15 protein-coding genes are annotated in these 20515 nt (G+C 61.1%); 2 read left to right on the forward strand and 13 right to left on the reverse strand.

Annotated elements, in window-relative coordinates; translation table 11 throughout:
• Positions 1-210 precede the first annotated feature (210 nt).
• From CXK96_RS20050 to CXK96_RS20065, 4 genes are all read right to left on the reverse strand, one after another.
• Positions 211-1866: an FMN-binding glutamate synthase family protein gene (locus tag CXK96_RS20050; RefSeq protein WP_102838154.1), complete on the reverse strand. Its 1656-nt coding sequence runs from the start codon at positions 1864-1866 to the stop codon at positions 211-213.
• A gap of 96 nt (positions 1867-1962) precedes the next feature.
• Complete coding sequence (locus tag CXK96_RS20055; RefSeq protein WP_102838155.1) at positions 1963-2388, reverse strand: DUF1810 domain-containing protein; 426 nt, start codon at positions 2386-2388, stop codon at positions 1963-1965.
• Positions 2389-2619: 231 nt separating this feature from the next.
• Positions 2620-3651 carry an ion channel gene (locus CXK96_RS20060; protein WP_102838156.1) on the reverse strand — a complete coding sequence of 344 codons (1032 nt, stop codon included), beginning with the start codon at positions 3649-3651 and terminating at the stop codon, positions 2620-2622.
• 186 nt (positions 3652-3837) lie between these two features.
• Positions 3838-6273 (reverse strand): helicase-related protein, encoded by a 2436-nt coding sequence (locus CXK96_RS20065; protein ID WP_102838157.1) that lies wholly within the window; start codon positions 6271-6273, stop codon positions 3838-3840.
• A gap of 208 nt (positions 6274-6481) precedes the next feature.
• Between CXK96_RS20065 and CXK96_RS20070 the strand changes: the two genes are divergently transcribed.
• Positions 6482-7231 (forward strand): DUF72 domain-containing protein, encoded by a 750-nt coding sequence (locus CXK96_RS20070; RefSeq protein WP_102838158.1) that lies wholly within the window; start codon positions 6482-6484, stop codon positions 7229-7231.
• Positions 7232-7311: 80 nt separating this feature from the next.
• Here the strand turns inward: CXK96_RS20070 and CXK96_RS20075 are convergent, their stop codons facing one another.
• The 5 genes from CXK96_RS20075 to CXK96_RS20095 form a co-directional block, all read right to left on the reverse strand.
• The gene (locus tag CXK96_RS20075; protein ID WP_102838159.1) at positions 7312-7908 is read right to left on the reverse strand and encodes a hypothetical protein; all 597 of its coding nucleotides are present in this window, start codon (positions 7906-7908) and stop codon (positions 7312-7314) included.
• Between the two features lie 209 nt (positions 7909-8117).
• Entirely contained in the window at positions 8118-8981 is an 864-nt protein-coding gene (locus tag CXK96_RS20080) for an SDR family oxidoreductase (RefSeq protein ID WP_102838160.1), read from the reverse strand.
• A gap of 311 nt (positions 8982-9292) precedes the next feature.
• Positions 9293-10606 carry a methyl-accepting chemotaxis protein gene (locus CXK96_RS20085; RefSeq protein WP_102838161.1) on the reverse strand — a complete coding sequence of 438 codons (1314 nt, stop codon included), beginning with the start codon at positions 10604-10606 and terminating at the stop codon, positions 9293-9295.
• An 87-nt stretch (positions 10607-10693) separates the two neighbouring features.
• Positions 10694-11107 (reverse strand): septal ring lytic transglycosylase RlpA family protein, encoded by a 414-nt coding sequence (locus CXK96_RS20090; protein ID WP_102838162.1) that lies wholly within the window; start codon positions 11105-11107, stop codon positions 10694-10696.
• A gap of 248 nt (positions 11108-11355) precedes the next feature.
• Positions 11356-13368 (reverse strand): peptidase U32 family protein, encoded by a 2013-nt coding sequence (locus CXK96_RS20095; protein WP_102838163.1) that lies wholly within the window; start codon positions 13366-13368, stop codon positions 11356-11358.
• A gap of 201 nt (positions 13369-13569) precedes the next feature.
• Here CXK96_RS20095 and CXK96_RS20100 point away from each other — a divergent pair, with 201 nt between their 5' ends.
• Positions 13570-15804 carry a TonB-dependent siderophore receptor gene (locus CXK96_RS20100; RefSeq protein ID WP_102838164.1) on the forward strand — a complete coding sequence of 745 codons (2235 nt, stop codon included), beginning with the start codon at positions 13570-13572 and terminating at the stop codon, positions 15802-15804.
• Between the two features lie 283 nt (positions 15805-16087).
• Here CXK96_RS20100 and CXK96_RS20105 read toward each other — a convergent pair whose 3' ends face one another.
• The 4 genes from CXK96_RS20105 to CXK96_RS20120 form a co-directional block, all read right to left on the reverse strand.
• Complete coding sequence (locus CXK96_RS20105) at positions 16088-16423, reverse strand: DUF3325 domain-containing protein (protein ID WP_102838165.1); 336 nt, start codon at positions 16421-16423, stop codon at positions 16088-16090.
• Positions 16420-17982: a PepSY-associated TM helix domain-containing protein gene (locus tag CXK96_RS20110; RefSeq protein WP_102838166.1), complete on the reverse strand. Its 1563-nt coding sequence runs from the start codon at positions 17980-17982 to the stop codon at positions 16420-16422. The genes CXK96_RS20105 and CXK96_RS20110 overlap by 4 nt, the downstream gene beginning before the upstream one ends.
• Positions 17979-18281: an iron transporter gene (locus CXK96_RS20115; RefSeq protein ID WP_256061692.1), complete on the reverse strand. Its 303-nt coding sequence runs from the start codon at positions 18279-18281 to the stop codon at positions 17979-17981. The genes CXK96_RS20110 and CXK96_RS20115 overlap by 4 nt, the downstream gene beginning before the upstream one ends.
• A gap of 184 nt (positions 18282-18465) precedes the next feature.
• On the reverse strand, positions 18466-20439 hold the full coding sequence (locus CXK96_RS20120) for a ligand-gated channel protein (RefSeq protein WP_102838168.1): 1974 nt from the start codon (positions 20437-20439) through the stop codon (positions 18466-18468).
• Between the last annotated feature and the right edge of the window lie 76 nt (positions 20440-20515).

A 20515-nucleotide genomic window follows, 5' to 3' on the forward strand; every position in this document is an offset into this window, starting at 1 on the left:
GTAAAAAGCTGAACATTTCAGCGGAAAACTGACAAAAGCACGCCGAACCTGTCATGAGTGGCAGGATTCTGGCGGGTGATGGACTTGGCGGCGCCCTGGCCGATTAGAGCGCGCTGGCAGGTGGCGCCTCGCAGCCAATGCATCGCGCGGTCATCGATGCCGTTGGCTCGCAACAAACTGGGAGGCTGGCGGTGACGCCGGTTGGAGGGGTTAGCTGATCAGTGGCTCCTCGACCTGCGCTGCGCCACGGTCGGTTTTTTGCGGCATGGCTTCGAAACTGTCGGCTTGGGCCATGCTCCAGATTCTGGCGAAGAACTCGCTGTCGATCTTTTTCGCCAGCAGCGCACCGGGCTGAACGAAATAGTAGAGCTGCGAGAACAGCTTGATTTCGGTCGTGCTGATTCGCCGGATCAGGTGGTGCGGGCCCAGTTCACCCGGGTGTGAGAGGCCGGCCGCTGCCAGCAGTTCGGCCAGGGCGTGCACGGTGTTGCGGTGAAAACTGAACACCCGTTCAGCCTTGTCGGGTACGACAAGCGCGCGTTGGCGCAGCGGGTCCTGGGTGGCGACACCGGTGGGGCACCGATTGGTGTGGCAGTGCTGTGACTGGATGCAGCCAATCGCGAACATAAACCCGCGGGCAGAGTTAACCCAGTCGGCGCCCATCGCCAGGACGCTGGTGATGTCGAAAGCGCTGACGATCTTGCCGCTAGCACCGATGCGGATGTGCTCGCGCAGATTGCAGCCGACCAGCACGTTGTGCACGAACAACAGGCTTTCGCGCAGCGGCATACCGATATGGTTGGTGAACTCTACCGGCGCCGCGCCCGTACCGCCTTCCTTGCCGTCAACCACGATGAAATCCGGATAGATACCGCTCTGTAGCATCGCCTTGACGATACCGACGAACTCCCATGGGTGACCGATGCACAGCTTGAAACCGACTGGCTTGCCACCGGACAGCTCGCGCAGGCGGGAGATGAAATCCATCAGCTCCAAGGGAGTGCCGAAGGCGCTATGGCTCGCGGGGGAGATGCAATCAATGCCTTCCGGCACGCCGCGAGTGGAGGCGATTTCAGCATTGACCTTGCGCCCTGGCAGGATGCCGCCATGCCCGGGCTTAGCACCTTGGCTAAGCTTGATCTCTATCATCTTGACCTGCGGGTCCCGTGCCTGAACGGCAAAGCGTTCCGGATCGAATGCGCCGCTCTCGGTGCGGCAGCCGAAATATCCGCTGCCCAGTTCCCAGACCAGATCACCGCCGTGCTGGCGGTGACAGGTGCTGATGCTGCCTTCGCCCGTGTCGTGATAGAAGCCGCCGAGCTTGGCACCACGGTTCAGCGCCTGAATGGCATTGCCGCTGAGCGAGCCGAAGCTCATCGCTGAAATATTGAACACCGATGCGGAGTAGGGCTGCTTGCACTGTGGCCCGCCGATGGACACGCGAAAGGTTTCGGGGTCGCTGACCGCTGCGGTGCGGATCGAATGGCCGATGCATTCGTATCCCGGTTCATAAACATCGATAAGGGTACCGAAGGGCTTGTCATCCACCTGATTCTTCGCCCGCGCATAGACCAGCGAGCGCTGTGCGCGGGAAAACGGTACGCGTTCCTGATCGCTCTCGAGCAAATACTGACGAATCTCCGGACGGATGCCTTCGACCATGTAGCGGATGTTGCCGAGGATCGGGTAGTTGCGCCGCACCGCATGTTCGCACTGGCGCAGATCACGGACGCCAATGAGCGAGAGCAGTGCGGTGACGATGAACAACGGCCATACCCAGGGATGATTCAGAAAGGGCAGGCAAAACACGGCAGTGGCGACGCAGAGGACAAGAAAAGCGTAACGGCTGAACAGCGAGAGATTCATCTGGGCACCTGTTTGAGGGCGGAGGATCTGCCAGAAAGGGGGAAGCCTACCGCACTGGCTGCGCTCCATCTAACGACGCCTGGTCTTCGCGCGTGCTCAATGGTGCAGACGCGACAGCGTGGCTGGGTCGGGATCGGCCGCGAAGAAAGCGTCGAGCACCGCCTGGAATACGGTTCGCTCAGGCGCGACGGCGGCGAACAGCGACATGCTCGAGCGCAGCTTCATATCATCAGGCGAGCCGAGAATCTGCCGTGCCGGCCGCTCCGCATGGGCGAGCAGCGCTTCTGCGCATTCTTCCAGGCGAGGCCCGAGCAGCGGGTGCTGTGCATAAGCCGTGGCTTCGTTCGCATCCTTGATCGCGTAGCGACGCGCCATGTCGCTGTGCCCGAGGCCCGCAATCTGCGGAAAGATGAACCACATCCAGTGGCTTTGTTTGTGGCCGGCCTTCAGTTCCGCCAGCGCGCGATCGTAAACCGATTGCTGGGCGTCGACGAATCGTTGCAGATCGTGTGGGTCGCTCATGGTGCCTCCCGATTGCTCAGACTGTATAAATCAGAGCCGGGATGGCGTGGTTGATTCCCGAGAAGATCGAGACCGAGGGAGCCGGGCTCGGCGATAACCGAACGGGTGAGTCAGCGTGGGCAGGTCCAGATTCGTTGGGTCTACAGGATGACCGTGATGCTCAGCTCGTTGTGGTGAAAGGCGAGCACCGCTGGTTCTACCGGCGCAGGCCTGTTCGGCGCTGCGCCATTCTCAGCTGGCGTCTCCCAGCCCTGCGAGGCGGGCATCGGCGATGTAGAACAGCTCGCCGCCGCGCACTGAGACGTCATTGCCCGGGTTGATGATTGGTTGGGTCTGGTCCTTGGCGCGATAGCCGATCAGCGTCGCGTTGTGACGGTCTTTCAATTGCTTGTAGAGCGCGCCGACGGTGCTTTCGAAACTCTCGGGTAGCAGCAGCCGATACTGGGTCGCGCCCTGGCCGACGCTCAGCAACTCGTTGATGATCACCGAGGAGCCCGGGTCCTGCGACGAACGCACCAGCATTTCGATGGCCATGCTGGAGGTGCACTCCAGTTTCGGCGCGTAGCTGCGGGCAAGTCGCGCCGTCTCGCTGCTGCTGAAATGCGCGACCACATGGCCGATCGGATTGAGCTGATTGATGGTCAGCACCACGGCCAGCGTCAGGTCGTCCGAGCCGGTGCGCACCAGCGTGCGTTCGGCCCCTTTCACCCCGGCGCGCTGTAACAGCGCCAGGGACGACAGGCTCTCGCCGTGGATGAACTCGGTCTTGCCAGGCATCGGGTTTTCTTCGAGCTGGGTGTCGCAGATGACGATCAGGTGGTCATTCGAGGTTTCGTCTTCGTGCAGCAGCTCGACGACGCGCTCGCTGATTTCGCCTTCCCAACCGATCACCACGGTATGGCCCGTGCAGGTGGCGAACGTCCCTTTGCCTTTCATGCCTTTCCTCCAGACTGCGATTATGGAATTGGTGGTTTTGCCGATGATGGCGGTCAGCAATGCGATGCCGCCGATCATCAACCAGGTGGAAACAAAGATGCGTCCGCCAGCGGTTTGCGGCGAAAAGTCACCGTAACCGACGGTCAGTGCCGTGGTGAGATAGAAATAGACAAAGGTCTTCAACTCGGTGAGCGGCGCTTCGGCGAACAGGCGCAAACCGAGATAGGACACGCCGGCGTGCACCAAGAGTGCAAGTAATAGTGCGGCCCAGCCAAATTTGCTGGTGGCCGCGGCCAGTTGCCTGCGCAACTGAAGGATGATCGACATCGGCCCTGACTCCATGGCTTGCGGTAATCGCTGTCGTAACGAGGCGCTGAAGAGCCCGGTCACGCTATAGACTGCGGCATCCTAAGGGCCGAAATCGCTGCTGGCCAGCCTCGATGCCCGCAATGGGCAAGCATCGAGACGTGAGGAGGGCGCTGAGTTGCCGTGCCGCCGTGCTCCACGAACCGCTTAGCGCTGCTCGCGAAAGCAGCTCTGACACAGCCTGAATTTGCGTGCAGCCATCGGCATGGCTTTGCCACAGCCTTTGCAATTGCGGTTGTCGCCCGATACACGGCGGCGATCCGAACTGCGCGGCTTGCGCTGGCGCGACAGCTCGCGGGTGATCGCGCCGTTGAGCAGGCTGCGGTGCTCTTCGGCCTGCTCCAGCGACGGGAAGTGCGCTGACAGGGTGCGCGCCAGGTGCAGGTAGGTTTCGATGACGTGCAGCGAACTCTCCAGGGTGGCAAGGTCTGCATCAATGATCAGCCGCGGTAGCGGTACTTCCTTGTCCTGCGCGACCTTTTTCAGCCATTGCTGCGCGAAGACGGCGGCCGGACTGTCGAGACCGCCGCGGATTGGCGTGCAAGCAAATATCCAGCGCAGTGGCAGATCGATGGTCGGGTCGTCGATCAACTTGATCCACTCCGCCAGTTCGTCGGGCAAGATCGAAATGAATTCGTCGCCGTAGTTGATGTTGCGGTTAAAGGTCAACCAGGCCCGTAGCAGGCTAGGTTCGTTCATCAGCTCGGAGATGGCCTGCAAGTGTTCGATGGACGGCCGCACCTGGAATTGCGACAGGTCGACCGGTTGGTCGGCGCTGTGGAACAGCTGCTTGATCGACTGCAGCGTTTGCCCGTCGAGGGCGGTGATGACCCCGCTGGCGTGATGGCCGAAGCGTCCGGCGCGGCCGCCGATCTGCTTGACCTCCTGGACCTTGAGCTGACGATTCTGGACGCCGTCGTACTTTTCATCGGTGTAGAAACACAGCGTATGTGCTGGCATGTTCAGACCCATGCCCACGGCATCGGTCGCGACCATGATGTCCGCCTCGCCTTCGCGAAAGCGGCGCGCCTGCTCGCGGCGGACTTCAGGCGACAACGCACCGTAGACCACCGAGACGCTTTTGCCGGTCATCTCCAGCATCGCCTTGAGTTCCAGCACGGTCCTGCGGCTGAACGCGACCAGCATCGAGCCGGCGTCCAGCTGCTTGAGGTTGGTCGCGCGGCGCGCCACATCGACCGGCGAGAGGCGTTTGGTGCGCTTGACCACCAATTGGTCTTCGCACAGGTCGCACAGGGTCTTCAGCGACGGCTGGATCAGCGCCGGACCGGTCATGATCAGGTCCTGGGTGTAAGCACTGACCAGCGCATCGACCCAGGCCCAGCCGCGCTGCGAGTCGGCCATCATCTGTACTTCGTCGATCACCACCACGTCCCATGACTCGTGCCGGAAGCGGGCGAATTCCTCGACCGTGCAGCAGTAGTGGGTGGCGCCCTCGCGGATGATCTCTTCCTCGCCGGTGACCAGCGAGCAGGGCACGCCCATGGATTCGATGCGTTCCTGGTTTTCCAACGCCATCAGCCGCAGTGGTGACAGGTAGATGGCGTGGGTCACGCCGGTCATGGCCTGGATCGCCTGATAGGTCTTGCCGCTGTTGGTGGGGCCGAGCAGGGCGGTCCAGGTGCGGGTGATTCGCCTGGCAGCGTAGAGCTTGTGGTAATGGACGAAGCGCGGGTTGTTCTCCAGCAGCACCGCAAAGGCCATCTTCTCGCGGTTGTCCTCGCGGGCGAAGCGGATGGTTCGGCGCAGCTTTTTCGGCTCCATCATGAAGACTTCGGTCAGGCGCTTCTCACCGAGGAGCTGCAGGTCGAAGTCCTGCGCCTCCTCAATCATCATCTCGAACTTGGCGTTCATGGCCGCGCGGTCTTCATCCTTGAGTGCGACTACCTCCCGCTCACTGAGCACATGGCCCTGGCCGCCCGGAATGCGCCGCTGCATGTCCAGCGCAACCTCGCCGTGGCGCAACTCGACGACATAGCGCAACTCATGCTTGACCTCGTTGACGATGTCGACGGCGCGCGCCGCGAAATCATCCAGGCGTGCCAGCCGGACGGGCAGGCGCTCCAGGCATTGCGCCTTCTGTTCGTCGCTGAGCTCAGCGAAGGGCTTTTCCAGCACATGCAGGCGATCTCGGACCAGGGCCTCCACTGCGGCACAGACATGGCGTTCAAACTCATCGACAGAGCGGCTTTCGTCGATGCGCAACGCGAACTCGGGCTCCAGCAGGTTCTGCACTGGGCCGCAATCCAGCGTTTTTTCAACGCCGAAAATATCCACCGTACAGCTGAAGTCATTCACGTCCCGGTTCAGCAGGCGTCCGATCAGGCTGGCTGGTTCAGCGCTTTCAAGATTCGCCTCAACGGTTGTTTGGTCCAGCCCCAGCCAATACAACCGCGCCGCGCGGCCAATCTCCGGCGGTTGGTGGCCGAGGTAAGTGCTGAACCACTTTTCCTGATGATTTTTCTTCGGTGTGAAGTCGGGATGACGTTCCGTAGCCCAGCTAAGGAAGCGTTGCAGCCTTTCAAGGCTGGAGCTGTGGCGGTGTTTGGCTTCGGCCTTGCGCATGATCGACGCCTCTCTGATCAGGTGTGCTGCAAGTTTGGACAATCGAGCCGCGCAATACGAGCGCTACGGAAGAGTGCCATGTGTCGGGCGCACAGGTGCAGCGCTTCGGGTTCTGGCATTTGCATGGTGCGGTCGCTATAGCAACGGATCGTAAGGGCGCACTGCGTGGTCTTTTCAAGAGACCGTCGTTTCACAGAAAGGCCAGCCTATGGCAATCAGCAGTCCCATTTTGCTTGGCACCGCCGGCTGTAGTTTGCCGCGCGAACAATGGCCGGCGTTTCCGGCAGGGGGAACACATCTAGAGCGTTACGCGGGTCGTTTGCCCGGCGTGGAGCTCAATAGTTCGTTCTATCGCTCCCACCGACCCGCGACCTATGCCAAGTGGGCCGAAAGCGTGCCGAACGGGTTTCGTTTCTGCGTCAAGGTCCCCAAGCAGATCACCCATGAACGGCGTCTGCTTGAGTGCGAAGGCTTGCTCGAACAGTTTCTGCACGAGTGCGGCCACCTGGGTGAGAAACTTGGCTGCCTGCTGGTGCAATTGCCGCCGTCGCTGGATTACGAACCGGCCAGTGCCGCTGCGTTTATCGACGCTCTGAGAAAGAATTATGCGGGGCCGGTGGCAATCGAGCCTCGCCATCCGAGCTGGATCGATGCCGAGCCGCTGCTACACGAGGCACGGATAGCTAGGGTCGCGGCCGATCCGGCGCCCTTTGCGCAAGCAGCTGAACCGGGCGGCTGGCAGGGTTTCCGTTATTACCGCCTGCATGGCTCGCCGCGCATGTACTACTCGTCCTATGGCGATGACTGGCTCGACCGCTTGGCCGTGCGTCTGGAGACGCAGGCAAGTACGACTAACTGGTGCATTTTCGATAACACCGCCAGCGGTGCGGCGATTGCTAATGCTCTGGCGCTGCAGGGTCGGCTCTCCCCCAGCCAGGAATCTGTTCCGCCAACGTGATCCGGCGTTGCGGTCAGCCTTGCCAGGTCAGCGCGGTGCTTGGAAAGGATGAGGCTGACCCGCGCATTGCCGCTCCGCTCTCAGCGCGGCACGATCCGGACCCGTCCGGCCGTGTTGTCGCGCCGTCCGGCCTTGTCGTTTTCCGCGCGGCCGGGAATCGAGCCGTTTGCGGCGCCACGATCTCCGCTGGCCGTCCCGTCCACTTCGCGTTCATCGACGCTGAGGGATGTGGCGTCGGGGTAGCCGGTGGTCAGAGTTTCGGTGCTGGCAGTGACTGGAGTCGCTTCTTCTTCACCCCAGTTGGCGCTGCGCTCGTCGATATCGATGGCGCCGTTTCGCTCCATCAGGTCCTCAACCATGGCGACCTCGGCATCGGTATCCAGCGTGACAGTCACGACTGTCGAGCCACGCCGGGCAGCTTCCGGATAGCGGCCAGCGTGCTTGCTGGAATCGTCACCAAAAATCTTGTGGAAGAAACTTCCCAGCTTCTCGGCAGCCGTGGCGTCATCGCCCGGCTCTTCGCCCACCACTTCCACGCGGCTGCTGTCGACGCTATCCGGGTTGAAGGAGGCTGAAATCTGGATGGCGTCGCCGGCGATACCTTTGCTCAGGAGTTCGGTCTTGACTTGCTCGGCTTCGGCGTAGCGGTCGAACGCCGCGAGAAGGATCTGGGGCATGACTTCACCTTAGTGTGCAGCTCTGGCTGCGGTTCGTGATTGTGGCGTGCGGCTCGACCGGTGCGGTGATCGCGTACCGTTCTGCATTGGGCGGGCGAAGCGGGAGGATGGTTCCGTTGCAGGTCATTACCCGATGCTTCGGATGGCCGCAGCCTGCGCCGGCCGCGATGAAAGCGCGGCGCGGCGCAATGGGCAGATCGAGAATCAGCTCAGCCGTTCAGCACCTTGCCACCATTGATATGGATAGTCTGGCCACTGACATAGGACGAGTCTTCGCACGCCAGGTACACGTACGCCGGACCCAGCTCAGAGGGTTGGCCGCAGCGACCCATGGGCATCTGACTGCCGAAGTCCTCAAGCAACTCGGGGTCGTGCTTGCCGAGGGTGGCGGGTTGCAGTGGTGTCCAGATCGGACCGGGCGCGATCTGGTTCACGCGGATGTCGCGCTCGATCAGTTGCTGCGAAAGGGCGCGGGTGAAGCCGTCGATGGCGCCCTTGGTCGAGGTGTAGTCCACCAGCATCGGGTTGCCGATAAAGGAGTTGATCGAGGTGGTGTTGATGATCGCCGCACCGGCTTTCAGGTGCGCCAGTGCAGCACGGGTTAGGTAGAAGTAGCTGTGGATGTTGGTGGCAAAGGTCTTTTCCCACTGCTCATCGGTGATGTCTTCGAGCCGTGTCTGCACTTCCTGACGGCCGGCATTGTTTACCAGCACGTCCAGCTGGCCGAATGTCTTCACCGTCTGTTCGACCGCATCAGTGCAGTGGCTGCTATCGCGGATGTCGCCGGGCAACAGCAGGCAACGCTGACCTTCGGTTTCGATCATGCGTTTGGCATCTTGGGCGTCTTCATGCTCGTCGAGGTACATGATCGCCACATCGGCACCTTCACGGGCAAAGTGCACCGCTGCCGCGCGACCGATGCCGCTGTCACCACCGCTGACCAAGGCTACCTTTCCGGCCAGCTTCCCGCTGCCCTTGTAGCTGTCGCGGATGAACTCTGCCGGCGGTTGCATCTCGCTTTCCAGCCCTGGCAAGCGGTCTTGTTTCTGCGCGTGAATCTTCGGGTAAGCCATACATGCTCCAGACGTGAAAATGGGGGTCTGTAAGTACGGCTGATGCCTGGCCTGAAAGTTTCGGCGGATTGCCGAGTGGTGCTTCGAGGTGACCGGTGATTGGAAAAGACTCTGCCCCGGTAGATGGCGCAGGCCTACTTCGCTAAGTGATAACGCACCGAGACGAGTTCAGGCCAGAAAGTAACCTGAGGTGCCGGGAATTCCCGTCTCCCGCCGGCTGTCGGCCGCTTGATGGGAGGCGGGCGGTACTCAAGCGAAGGACCGGGGGCGCAGGGACCACGCTGCGCATCCCGGTCTTCTATCCGAAGCGATTAATTCAATTCGTTGGCGAAGCGCCCGACTGCGCTGACGACCTGCTTGGCCCCGTCCTGAATCTCGACGATCACGGCGCCGGCCTGGTTGGCCAGGGACAGGCCTTGTGCTGCCTGCTCGCGGCTGTTGGCCATCTCTCGTACCGCTTCATCCACCAGTGCCTGGTTCTTTTGCACCACGCTGACGATTTCTTCGGTGGCGGCGCTGGTGCGGCCGGCCAGCTGGCGAACTTCATCGGCGACCACGGCAAAACCGCGTCCCTGTTCACCGGCGCGTGCCGCTTCGATGGCGGCGTTGAGTGCCAGCAGGTTGGTTTGTGCAGCGATGCCGCCAATGGTCTGGACGATGGAGCTGATCAGATGCGATTGCTGACCTAGCGCCTCGATACCTTGAGTCGCCGACTCGACCTCCTCGGCGATGCGCTGCATGGTTGCCACCGTATCCTTGACCACCACGGCGCCGCGCTCGGCGCTGGTGTCGGTCTTGCGGGACACGTCATAAGCGATGCTCGCGGCCTCGCGCACCTCCTCTTCACGGGCAACCTGGTCGCTGACCACACTGGCGAACTTGACGACTTTGCACAGCTTGCCTTCGGTGTCATACACGGGGTTGTAGGTCGCTTCCAACCAGACGTCCCGGCCCATGCTGTCGATGCGCTTGAAGCGGTTCGCAACGAACTCGCCACGGTTAAGCGTCTGCCAGAAGGTCTTGTACTGCTGGGAAGACGCTTCTTCCGGAGTGCAGAACATGCTGTGGTGCTTGCCCACGATCTGCTTGAGCGAATAGCCCATGCCTTGCAGGAACTGGTCGTTGGCCGAAACTACAGTGCCGTCCAGATTGAACTGGATGACCGCGGTAGAACGCAGCAGTGCGTTGATAAACGCTTCGTTCTCCTTGGCGAGCTGCAGCTCTTTGGTCACTTCCCGGGCGTAGCCGCTCATGTGAAGCAGCTTGCCGTGAGCATCCAGGATCGGATACCAGTCGATGTGCAGCCAGGCGAGGCTGCCATCGGTGCGCAGAAACCGATAGTCGTCGCTGACGGGTGCAAGCTGGGACACGGCGGCTCGAAAATTGTGAAAGCAGGGCAGGTTTTTTACATAGGCCGGCACGATGTCCGCCATAAGGCGGCCCTGCAGTTGCTCGACGTTGTAGCCGAGCGTCTTGGCGAACTTCTGATTGACTGACACCATCCGAAACTCGGTGTCGAGGGTGATCGACAGCATCGTGGCACCCATCTGATCACGGAGCTGTCTTAGCAGAGACAGTTCTGCAGCCTGTTCTTCGAGTTGTTTTTTTAGTTGGCCGTTGAACATGAAAGCACCAGATGGTGAATGGACGTACCTCTCTATCGGCACGCCGCTTTCATACTTGATGCTCAATAATTGGTCGGGGCGTGCAGATCAGTCGACCTGCTCCAGGCGCACTCGGATCACGCCGGCGCGGGTGCTGGCGATGCGTTCAAAGGCTGCTTTGGACAGGTCGATGATTCGCCCTCGCACGAACGGCCCGCGGTCGTTTATGCGTACCACCACGCTTTTGCCGTTGCGGGTGTTGATCACCCGAACCTTGGTGCCGAAGGGCAGGGTGCGGTGCGCCGCTGTCAGCGCATTCTGGTCGAAACGTTCGCCGCTGGCGGTCAGTTTGTTGTGGTGCTGGTTACCGTAATACGAGGCTTTGCCCGAGCCGATCTGCTCCCCGGAAACGGGCGCTGGCGGCTGGTCTGTAGTCGGTTCCTTCGGTGGGGCTGTCGTACAGCCAGCAACAGAGGCGAACAAAAGCAGTGCAGCGATCCAATTGACTGGCCTGTTGAGCATCCTTCGATCCTTGTCTTCACGCTGAGGCTTTACGCCCCTCGTGGGGGCAAGAGCGCGGTGCCATTTAGGAGTGTCCATTCGCCAGTAAGTTTGCTGAGGCAATGAATTTCGACAGCTGCGTCCAACCAGCCACTGTTGCCCGGTGCGCAACTTCCAGGTGCGGCTTTATCGTTTACGGTGTAACGCAGGGGCTGGTTATCGGCGCCAGCCGGACGCCGAGATGGCATCCGTTGGGCCTGGGACTCATGTCAGGCGTGGGGCTTGCTGCGGATCGTTTTCATCAGATCAGCCGGGGTAATGTGGCCGACTACACCGCTGCCGCTGCCGCTGCCGCTGCCTGGCTGCGGCAGGCTGAGGATGTTGTCCTTGATCTTGCCGATCACATGCATCTCGCATGGTTTGCAATCGAATTTCAGGGTCAGCACTTCGTCGCCATGTACCAGCTGCATCGGGGCGACCTTGGTGCGCACGCCGGTCACGCCTTTGGCCTGTTTCGGACAGAGGTTGAAGGAGAAGCGCAGGCAGTGTTTGGTGATCATCACCGGCACTTCGCCGGTTTCCTCGTGGGCCTCGTAGGCTGCGTCGATCAGCTGCACGCCGTAACGGTGGTAGAAGGCGCGGGCTTTCTCGTTGTAGACGTTGTAGAGGAAGGACAGGTGCGCTTCCGGGTAAACCGGCGGCGGCACGCTGACGGCCTTGCGGCTGCCCAGCGGACGAATCGCTTCGCGGGCTTCGGTCAGCGCCTCAATCGCCTCGCGGCGCAGCGCCTTCAACTGCGAGTTGGGGATAAAGAAGGCCTGCGGCGCGTCCACGTCCACTTCTTCGGCGTGGTAGATGGTCGTGCCCAGCTGGCTCAGCAGGTCCGTAATCTGGCTGGGCACCTGCTCCGGCTTCTTCGCTTCGCCAAACGGGCCGGCCAGCGAAACCGTGGCGTAAGCGCCTTCTTCGCTGGTGACGTGCAGCTCCAGCGCGTCCGCCCGCAGCTTGGCCAGCCAGCGCACGCCAATACGGCGCTCGGCGGAAGTTTTGAGCAGCGCGTTCTGCCAGTTGTGGTCCAGGTTGCGGTTCAGCGGATGGTTCGGCCGCAGCTGGCGTATCGCCGCGGGCATTTCGTTGGGCTCGACGCGGTACTCCCAAAACTGCTGACCGTATTCTTCGAATTGCTTGAGCTGTTCGACCACGCTGGCGCGGAAACCCACTACCTCGCGCTTGATCAGCACGTTCAGGCCATCGCCGTTGGACAGCGGCTCGCGGGTCTGCACGGTCAGGTCGTACTTGCCGACCTTGAGCACTTCGCCTACAGCGAGGCCGGTGAAGGTCGGTGAATCGAAGGCACCAATGTCGATCTTGCGGTCGGTGACAAAATAGTCGGTGCTGCCGCGGTGAAAGGTCTTGTCCGGGTCCGGCACGAAGAAATGGTCGGTACGGCCGCTGGAAGCGCGCGCCAGATCGGGGCGGTCCAAGAGGATTTCGTCGAGGCGCTGGCGGTAGTAAGCGGTGATGTTCTTCACATAGCTCACATCCTTGTAGCGCCCTTCGATCTTGAACGAACGCACGCCGGCATCGACCAGCGCGCGCAGGTTGGCGCTCTGGTTGTTGTCCTTCATCGATAACAGGTGCTTGTCGAAGGCGACCACTCGGCCCTGATCATCTTTCAGGGTGTAGGGCAGGCGGCAGGCCTGGGAGCAGTCGCCGCGATTGGCACTGCGGCCGTTCTGCGCGTGGGAGATGTTGCACTGCCCGGAAAACGCCACGCATAGGGCACCGTGGATGAAAAACTCGATGGCGGCATCCGTCTCGTCGCTGATCGCGCGGATTTCCTGCAGGTTTAGTTCGCGGGCCAACACCAGCTGCGAGAAGCCAGCCTGATCCAGAAACTTGGCGCGCTCCAGGGTGCGGATATCGGTCTGGGTACTGGCGTGCAACTCGATCGGTGGGATGTCCATTTCCATCACACCCATATCCTGCACGATCAGCGCATCCACGCCGATTTCGTAGAGCTGCCAGATCAGCGCCCGGGCCGCTTCCAGCTCGTCGTCATGCAGGATGGTGTTGATGGTGACGAACACCCGCGCATGGAACAGATGGGCAAATTTCACCAGCTCGGCAATGTCCGCCACGCTGTTCTCGGCGTTGTGCCGCGCCCCGAAACTCGGCCCGCCGATGTACACCGCATCGGCGCCATGCAGGATGGCCTCGCGGGCAATGGTGGTGTCCCGAGCAGGGGACAGCAGTTCGAGATGGTGCTTGGGCAAGGACATGGACGCGGACCGGGTTTGAATCGAAAGTCGCGCATTGTAATGGCTTAAGGGGCTTTTGGGATTGGCCGCTGGGCGAGTAGGGCGCGCCGATGAAGTCCGGCGGCTTGGTCGTTCGTTCCATGAGGGGACTTTCGGCAATCCTGATACGAACATATAATGCGAAAGATTCTCATAATCGATCACATTACATGGAAGCCAGAGATGTCGACCACCACGTTTGCCCAGCTCGACCCCGCCGCTGGACGCTCTAAGCTCGCCCTGAAGCCGCTCACGCTGGTAGCTCACCTACTCGCTGTTGGGGCGCTCCTTCCCGCCATGCCTGTTTACGCGCAGTCAACCGCTGCAACTGAGGCAGACGAGGCAACCACCCTCGAAGCGGTCACCATCACCGGTGAGGCGGTACAAGACGTGACGGAAGGAACGGGCTCCTACACGACGGGCGCTGCACGCACGTCCACCCCGCTCAGCATGTCCCTTCGCGAAACGCCGCAGTCGGTCAGCGTGATAACGCAGCAGCGCATTGAAGATCAGGACATGCAGACCATTCTCGATGTGGTGAATAACACCACCGGTGTTTCGGTCAACCGCTACGAAACCGATCGAGCTCAGTTCAACGCGCGCGGGTTCGAGATCAACTCGCTGATGATCGACGGTGTGCCGACGATATGGGAGCAGCCTTGGAGCTCGGGTGAGATGTTCAGCAGCCTGGCGATGTATGACCGCGTGGAAGTGGTCCGAGGCGCCAACGGTCTGATGGCGGGGGCGGGGGAGCCATCCGCTTCGCTCAACCTGGTCCGCAAACGTGCCAGCAGCCGGGACCTGACCGGTTCGGTCGAGGTGAGCGCTGGAAGCTGGGACACCTATGGCACGCTGGGCGATCTGTCCTTTGCCCTGAACGAAGCCGGCACGGTGCGTGCGAGGCTGGTTGGCGAATACAACGAGGGCGATAGCTGGATCGATTTGAAGTCCACGGAGCGCGAAACTTTCTACGGCACCATGGACGTCGACCTGACGCCCGACACTACGCTTTGGTTCGGACTGAGCCGCCAGGAAAACAACTCGGACGCGCCGATGTGGGGCGGGTTGCCGATCTGGTATGCCGACGGCAGCCGCGCGGACTGGAATCGCTCCAAGACAACGTCGGCAGAGTGGAGCAAGTGGGACAGCACCTACGAGACCTACTTCGTCAACCTGGACCACTTCTTCGCCAATGATTGGCAGGTCAATCTGAGCTACAACCGCGGTGAGCGCACCTCCGATTCTTATCTGCTGTACCTATCCGGCAATCCTGGTCGGGACGGTAGCGCACCCATGTCTTCATTCCCCGGCTCGTATGAAACCGAGACCGTGCAGGACGACTACAGCATCCGTTTCAGCGGTCCGTTTGCGCTGCTAGGCCGCGAGCATGAAGCGGCTATTGGCTACATCTACAGCAACCAGGATTTCGATGCGGATACGCACCTTGCCCAGACCGGCTTTCAGGGTGTTCCGAATTTCGACGCCTACAGTGGCGATTTCGCTGCCCCTGTATGGGGCTCACTGACTGAATACGGTTACGGTGAGGTAACCCAAAAAGGCCTCTACGGTGTCACGCGGTTGAACGTGACCGATTCGCTCAAGCTGATTGTTGGTGCCCGCGACAGCAACTACGAAAAGACCAGTGGCGATATCTACTCCGAAGAGTCACATATCGATGTGAATCACGAGCTGACGCCATACGGTGGTGTCGTCTATGACCTCTCCGAGACTCTTTCGGCCTACGCCAGCTATACCGAAATCTTCCTTCCGCAGTCCGAGCGAGACATCAGCGGTCAGCAGATGGAGCCGATCGTTGGTGAGAGCTACGAAACTGGCTTGAAAGCAGAGTTCTTCGAGGGGCGTCTCAACGCCTCGGCAGCGATTTTCCAGATCAAGCAGGACAATCTCGCACAAAGCACCGGCATCGTCATTCCGGGAACCCTGGCCGAGTTCGCCTATGAGGCAACCGAAGGGGCAACCAGCAAGGGCTTTGAGCTGGAGGTGTCGGGCGAAGTGGCGGAGGGTTGGAACGTCGCGGCAGGCTATACCCAATTCAATGTCCGCGATGCCGATGGTGAGGACGTCAATACCCGCTACCCGACCAAGCTGCTGCGTACCTTCACAACCTATCGTCTACCAGGTGCGTTCAATAAGCTGACCATTGGCGGGGGCGTGAACTGGCAGGACAGCATCTACACCTATGCCACCAATCCAGCCGGCAATCGCGAGAAAATCGAACAGGAAGCATATGCCCTGGTGAACCTGATGGCGCGCTATGAAGTGACCGACAATCTCACTGCTCAGTTGAACGTGGACAATCTGACCGACGAAGAATACTTCGATATGTTCGAAGCCTATGGTGCGCTGACATACGGTGCGCCGCGCAGCGTCACTGCATCCGCGAAGTATCGCTTCTGACGGATGCGCTTGGCTGAACGGTGTCCCCTAAAGGCTCACGTAAAGCTGTAATCAAAAGCCCCGACCGCAAGGCCGGGGCTTTTTCGTTATCAATGCGCGGGCGTTCTGCAAATTAAGAGCTGCGGCGCGGATAGGGCAGACCCCTGAGTTCTGGGGCTAAAGAATAGCTCCGCTCGACATGTGTTCGTGCCGCCGATTTGTAGCGTGGACGCCTATGAACAAGCTGTGCCGCACTGGCCAGAACACTTTGTGCGCGAGCTTATGCGGTCAGCCGCTTCATGCCCTACAGCAACGCCACTACCACCCAAATCGATGCGCCTAGCATAGGCAACGATGTCGCCACGCGCGGCGCATAGGGGATCAACATCAACAACGCAAAGCCCGCCAGCGAGATCAGGCCGAACCAACCAACCACGGCCATGCCGCCCGGCCAGACCTGGCAGGACGCATACACGGCGAGCCCGAGCAGAACACTACCGACCGGTACACATACGCGACGAAGTTTGGTCGGTACGCGCGGATTGACCAGCTGCTTCCAGTGGCGCTCCTTGTTCAGGCAGAAACCCAGCATGCCGGCGTAGGCCAGTACAAGGCTGGCGAATAGGGCTGAATCGTTCATGACGATGCTCCGTGAACTGGGCGGTTCGGGCGAGGCGAGCGGGCGTTTCGGGCGGCGATGACCGACGGTATTTTCCACACGGTCCAGCCCAATAGCAGTCCCATCGAAGCCACGCTCGCCAGCAGGGACAGCCGCAGGCTGTCTTGAGTGATAGGTGCAGTCCACAGGTCCAGCAACGGCAGGGTGAAGGCCATCAGTGCTGTGGCTGATAGCTGTTCGCGCCAGGCCGCCAGCGGATTGCGCAGCCAGCCGTGCAGCCAGCTCAGCGCCCAGACGCCGAAGAACACGCGCAGCTCCCAGTCCTGACGGTCAGCCAGCGCGGCCGGCAGCAGCCGGTTACTCCACAGCAGCGTCGTACAGGCCAGCAAAAGCCCGGCAACGATTGCCACGTTGAGGCTCTCCACCACGCGCAGAAAGTGTGGGTTGGCCTTGGCCTGTTTGCGTTGTTTGACGGCATAGAGCACCAGTCCCGTACCGATCATGGCGCAGCTGATCAGGCCGCAGATGAAATACAGCCAACGCATCGGATAGCCGCCGAACTGCGCGAAGTGCAGGCCCGCCATCACCCGTTGGGTCAGCTGGCTGGTGCGTGACGGCTCGGGCGCCTGAGTCAGCTCGCCAGTGACGCCGTTGAAGACCATGCCTTCGCCCTTGGTCAGCTCGATTCGGTTGCCCAGTACCGGTCGGGCCGTGACCTGGGCGTTAGTCTTGCCAGGGTTGCTGACGGCCAGACCGCCGATCATGCCCTCGCCATAGTGCGCTTCGGCGCGGCTGACGATTTGACCCAATGCCAGCATAGGTGCAGCTGGTGCCGCGACGGGCTTGCTGCCGCGTCCCTCGCCGCGTGGCGCCTGCTCGACAGCGCGCCCTGACTGCGCATCGCGAAAATAGGCCTGGCGGTCGCCGTCATAAAGGGCATCCACCGCTGCCGGCATGTAGAGCAGAAAAAAGATGGCCAGCCCGGTGTAGGTGATCATCAAGTGAAACGGCAGCAGCAGGACGGCACTGGCGTTATGGGCGTCCAGCCAGGAGCGCTGCCCTTTGGCGGGCCGAAAGGTGAAGAACTCCTTGAAGATCTTCTTGTGGATGATGATGCCGCTGATCAGCGCCACCAGCATCGCCATGGCCGCAAACCCCACCACCCATACCCCCAGCGTGCGCGGCAGATGCAGCGTGTAGTGAAAATGGAAGAAGAAGTTGCCGCCGATGGTTTCGCGCGGCTCGATGGTCGCCCCGGAAACCGGATCCAGCTGAGTGCTCACCGCACCGCGGCGACGTTCGCCGACCGATACGCTGAGAGCGGGCGTGCGCTCAGTCGGCAGGCTGATGTTCCAGTTCGATTGGTCTGCATGGTTGTCCATCAACCAGCGCTGCGCCACATTGGCCGCAGCGGCTGGTGACTGCGCCCTATCGACCAGCCCCGGCTGCATCCACCAATTGATCTCCTTGTCGAACACCGCGAGGGTGCCGGTGAGAAAAATGGCGAACAGCATCCAGCCGAGCAGCAGCCCGCACCAGGTATGCAGCCAGGACATCGATTGCGTCAGGCTGCCTCTCATTGCCACATCTCCAGCAACTGAGGCCAGAAGCCGATGACTGCCAAGGGAATTGCGAGCCCGGCACCGATCAGTACCCGCCGCAGCGATGCTGCCGCGAAGGTCCAGAGCACGAACGTCAGGTACACCACGAACGACAGCAACGACGACGCGGTAACCGCGTCGACCGGATCGAGCGGCAGCCACTGTGCGAGCGCGGCAGTGAAGGCGTAGGTGAAGGCATAACCGCCCAGGAGGGCCAGCATGGTACGGGCCGCGATGGCAGGCCAGGCACTTCTCGATTGAGTGGCAGAACGGGTCACGACGTGCTTCTCAGTGAGAGTCTTACGTAAAATGCCCAACCGTCGTAAACGCCGGCTGGGCATCGGTCTTGTGATGAACCGGGAGGGAGACGTCCATGCGCCCCGTCCAAACTGATGATCGCTACCCCAGTCTTTCGGATCGAAGCGAGACGCCAGTTGGCAAAGACGTCTCCCTCACGACACCTCAGAACGAAGCGCTCACCCCCAGCGTGTAGCGACGCCCGTCGAGCACGGTTTCGTAACTGTCGTAGTCGATCTGCTCGTTGAAGACGTTGTACACACCCGCCAGCAGCTTGACGTTTCGGTTCAGCGCATAGGTGCCGCCAAGGTCGACCAGGGTGTACGCCGGGGTGCTCTCCGCCATGCTGGTGCGCGACAGGTATTCCGAGGTTTCGCTGCGGTAATTGAGCCGTGCCCAGGTGCCGAGGTGGTCGCTGGCCTGCCAATCCAGCATGGTGTTGAACATGTGCTTGGGCATCTTGTTCAGTGGCTCGCCGCGGAAGTCACCGCTGCGCTGCTCCGAGTCGGTGTAGGTGTAGTTGGCACCCAGGGAGAGGGTCTCGGTGATCGCCCAGTCGAAGGTCGCCTCAACACCGCGCATGCGCGCTTCATCGACGTTCACTCGATCACTGATGAAACGGTACGCCTCACCATTGACCACGCACTGGCCGGAGGCATTGCCGGTGGTATCCGTGCAGCGGCGAAGCTCGGTGATCTTGTCTTCGAAGTCGGTGTTAAACAGGGTCAAGCCCGCCGAGACACCGTTCAGGCTGTCCCACAACACGCCGATTTCCTGGCTCAGGCTTTCCTCGGGTTTGAGTGCCGAGTTGCCGACAATGACCGCGGGATCGCCCCGTCCGCCGCCGGTTATCTGTCCCCAGTTATCCACGGCCGCACGAATGTCCGGCGAGCGGTAGCCACTGGAGACGCCGCCCTTGACCGTCCATTGCTCGGCTGCCTGCCACACGCCGTAAACCCGCGGAGACCAGTGGGTGCCGTAGTTCTCATCGCGATCCATACGCAGGCCGGTGGTCAGCGCGAAGCTGTCGGTCAGGCTCCACTCGTCTTCGGCGAAGAGCGCCCAGGACCAGCGCGTCAGGCGGGTCAGGTCCTCAGCACCGGCCAGCTGGTTACCCTTGTCCGAAAGATCCTCGTATTTGTACTGACCGCCGAGCGTGGTGATGTGGTCACCCAGAAACAGCGAGCTCTGCGTGTTGAACACACTGTTCTCCAGCTCCATCTCACGCCCGGGGTTTTCGATGCGCTCCTGCTGCAGATAGGTTTCCGACTGGCCCGAAGTCCAGCGGCCGGTGTGGCTGATGGAGTAATGCGTGCGGTCGTAGTCGGACAGCGAATCGCTGTTGCCCGTGCCGGAACGGCCTACGCTGGAGTTGCGTTCCTGCTCGGTCTTACCCGCTTCCAGCACGATGTCATTGGACTCGTCTGGCGTGAACGACAACTTGGCCGTTCCGCTGTCGGTCTTTTGCTCATTGAATCCGCGAGGGATGTCGTCCTCGTCTCGTCGAGCTGTCTGTCCGTATACCTGCAGCCCCAGAAGGCCGCCGACCATTGGCCCGGAGAGGTAGCCGTTCAACGTATGGTAGTCACCGGAGTCGGAGCGGTCCTGGAAGGTCTTTTCGGTGCGTAGCCCACCGTGCCAGGTATCAGCCACCTTGCGCGTGATGATATTGATCACACCGCCCATGGCATCGGAGCCGTAAAGCGAGGACATCGGGCCGCGCACGACTTCGATGCGTTCGATGGCTTCCAGCGGCGGCGTCCAGCCTTGCTCGATGCCCGGGCCGTCGCTGTTGGGGCGCGTCGCGCGCGACTCCATGCGCTTGCCGTCGATGAGGATGAGGGTGTACTTGGAGGCCATGCCGCGAATGCTGATATCGCTGGAACTGGCGCCGCCGGTGACCACGACGCCCGGGATGTCACGCAGGGCATCGGTGACATCACGGTAGGATTTGTTTTCCAGCTCCTCGCGAGTGACCACGGAGATGGAGGCGGGGGCCTGCTTGATCTGCTGCTCGAATCCCGACGCGGTCACGACGACGTTCTTTAGTTCGACCGGCTCTGCGGCACTGACCGGCGTGCTCATCCAGGTTGCTACAGCGATTGCGCAAGCCAGCCGATGTCGATTGAAAGTCACCATGTACTGCCATCTCCCTGAGAAAACCTACGTATGCAGCCATGAACGATATGGCGCATGCATGTGAGCTGCGGTGCGA

The organism is Stutzerimonas stutzeri (genome assembly GCF_002890895.1).
GTDB lineage: Bacteria > Pseudomonadota > Gammaproteobacteria > Pseudomonadales > Pseudomonadaceae > Stutzerimonas > Stutzerimonas stutzeri_AB.

Excerpts from the sequence above, each read along its gene's own strand:
- CXK96_RS20085 (WP_102838161.1), bottom strand. The coding sequence starts at position 10,606 with ATGTTCAACGGCCAACTAAAAAAACAACTCGAAGAACAGGCTGCAGAA.
- CXK96_RS20050 (WP_102838154.1), bottom strand. The coding sequence starts at position 1,866 with ATGAATCTCTCGCTGTTCAGCCGTTACGCTTTTCTTGTCCTCTGCGTC.
- CXK96_RS20105 (WP_102838165.1), bottom strand. The coding sequence starts at position 16,423 with ATGAACGATTCAGCCCTATTCGCCAGCCTTGTACTGGCCTACGCCGGC.
- CXK96_RS20055 (WP_102838155.1), bottom strand. The coding sequence starts at position 2,388 with ATGAGCGACCCACACGATCTGCAACGATTCGTCGACGCCCAGCAATCG.
- CXK96_RS20095 (WP_102838163.1), bottom strand. The coding sequence starts at position 13,368 with ATGTCCTTGCCCAAGCACCATCTCGAACTGCTGTCCCCTGCTCGGGAC.
- CXK96_RS20090 (WP_102838162.1), bottom strand. The coding sequence starts at position 11,107 with ATGCTCAACAGGCCAGTCAATTGGATCGCTGCACTGCTTTTGTTCGCC.
- CXK96_RS20075 (WP_102838159.1), bottom strand. The coding sequence starts at position 7,908 with ATGCCCCAGATCCTTCTCGCGGCGTTCGACCGCTACGCCGAAGCCGAG.
- CXK96_RS20100 (WP_102838164.1), top strand. The coding sequence starts at position 13,570 with ATGTCGACCACCACGTTTGCCCAGCTCGACCCCGCCGCTGGACGCTCT.
- CXK96_RS20080 (WP_102838160.1), bottom strand. The coding sequence starts at position 8,981 with ATGGCTTACCCGAAGATTCACGCGCAGAAACAAGACCGCTTGCCAGGG.
- CXK96_RS20110 (WP_102838166.1), bottom strand. The coding sequence starts at position 17,982 with ATGAGAGGCAGCCTGACGCAATCGATGTCCTGGCTGCATACCTGGTGC.
- CXK96_RS20060 (WP_102838156.1), bottom strand. The coding sequence starts at position 3,651 with ATGTCGATCATCCTTCAGTTGCGCAGGCAACTGGCCGCGGCCACCAGC.
- CXK96_RS20065 (WP_102838157.1), bottom strand. The coding sequence starts at position 6,273 with ATGCGCAAGGCCGAAGCCAAACACCGCCACAGCTCCAGCCTTGAAAGG.
- CXK96_RS20070 (WP_102838158.1), top strand. The coding sequence starts at position 6,482 with ATGGCAATCAGCAGTCCCATTTTGCTTGGCACCGCCGGCTGTAGTTTG.
- CXK96_RS20120 (WP_102838168.1), bottom strand. The coding sequence starts at position 20,439 with ATGGTGACTTTCAATCGACATCGGCTGGCTTGCGCAATCGCTGTAGCA.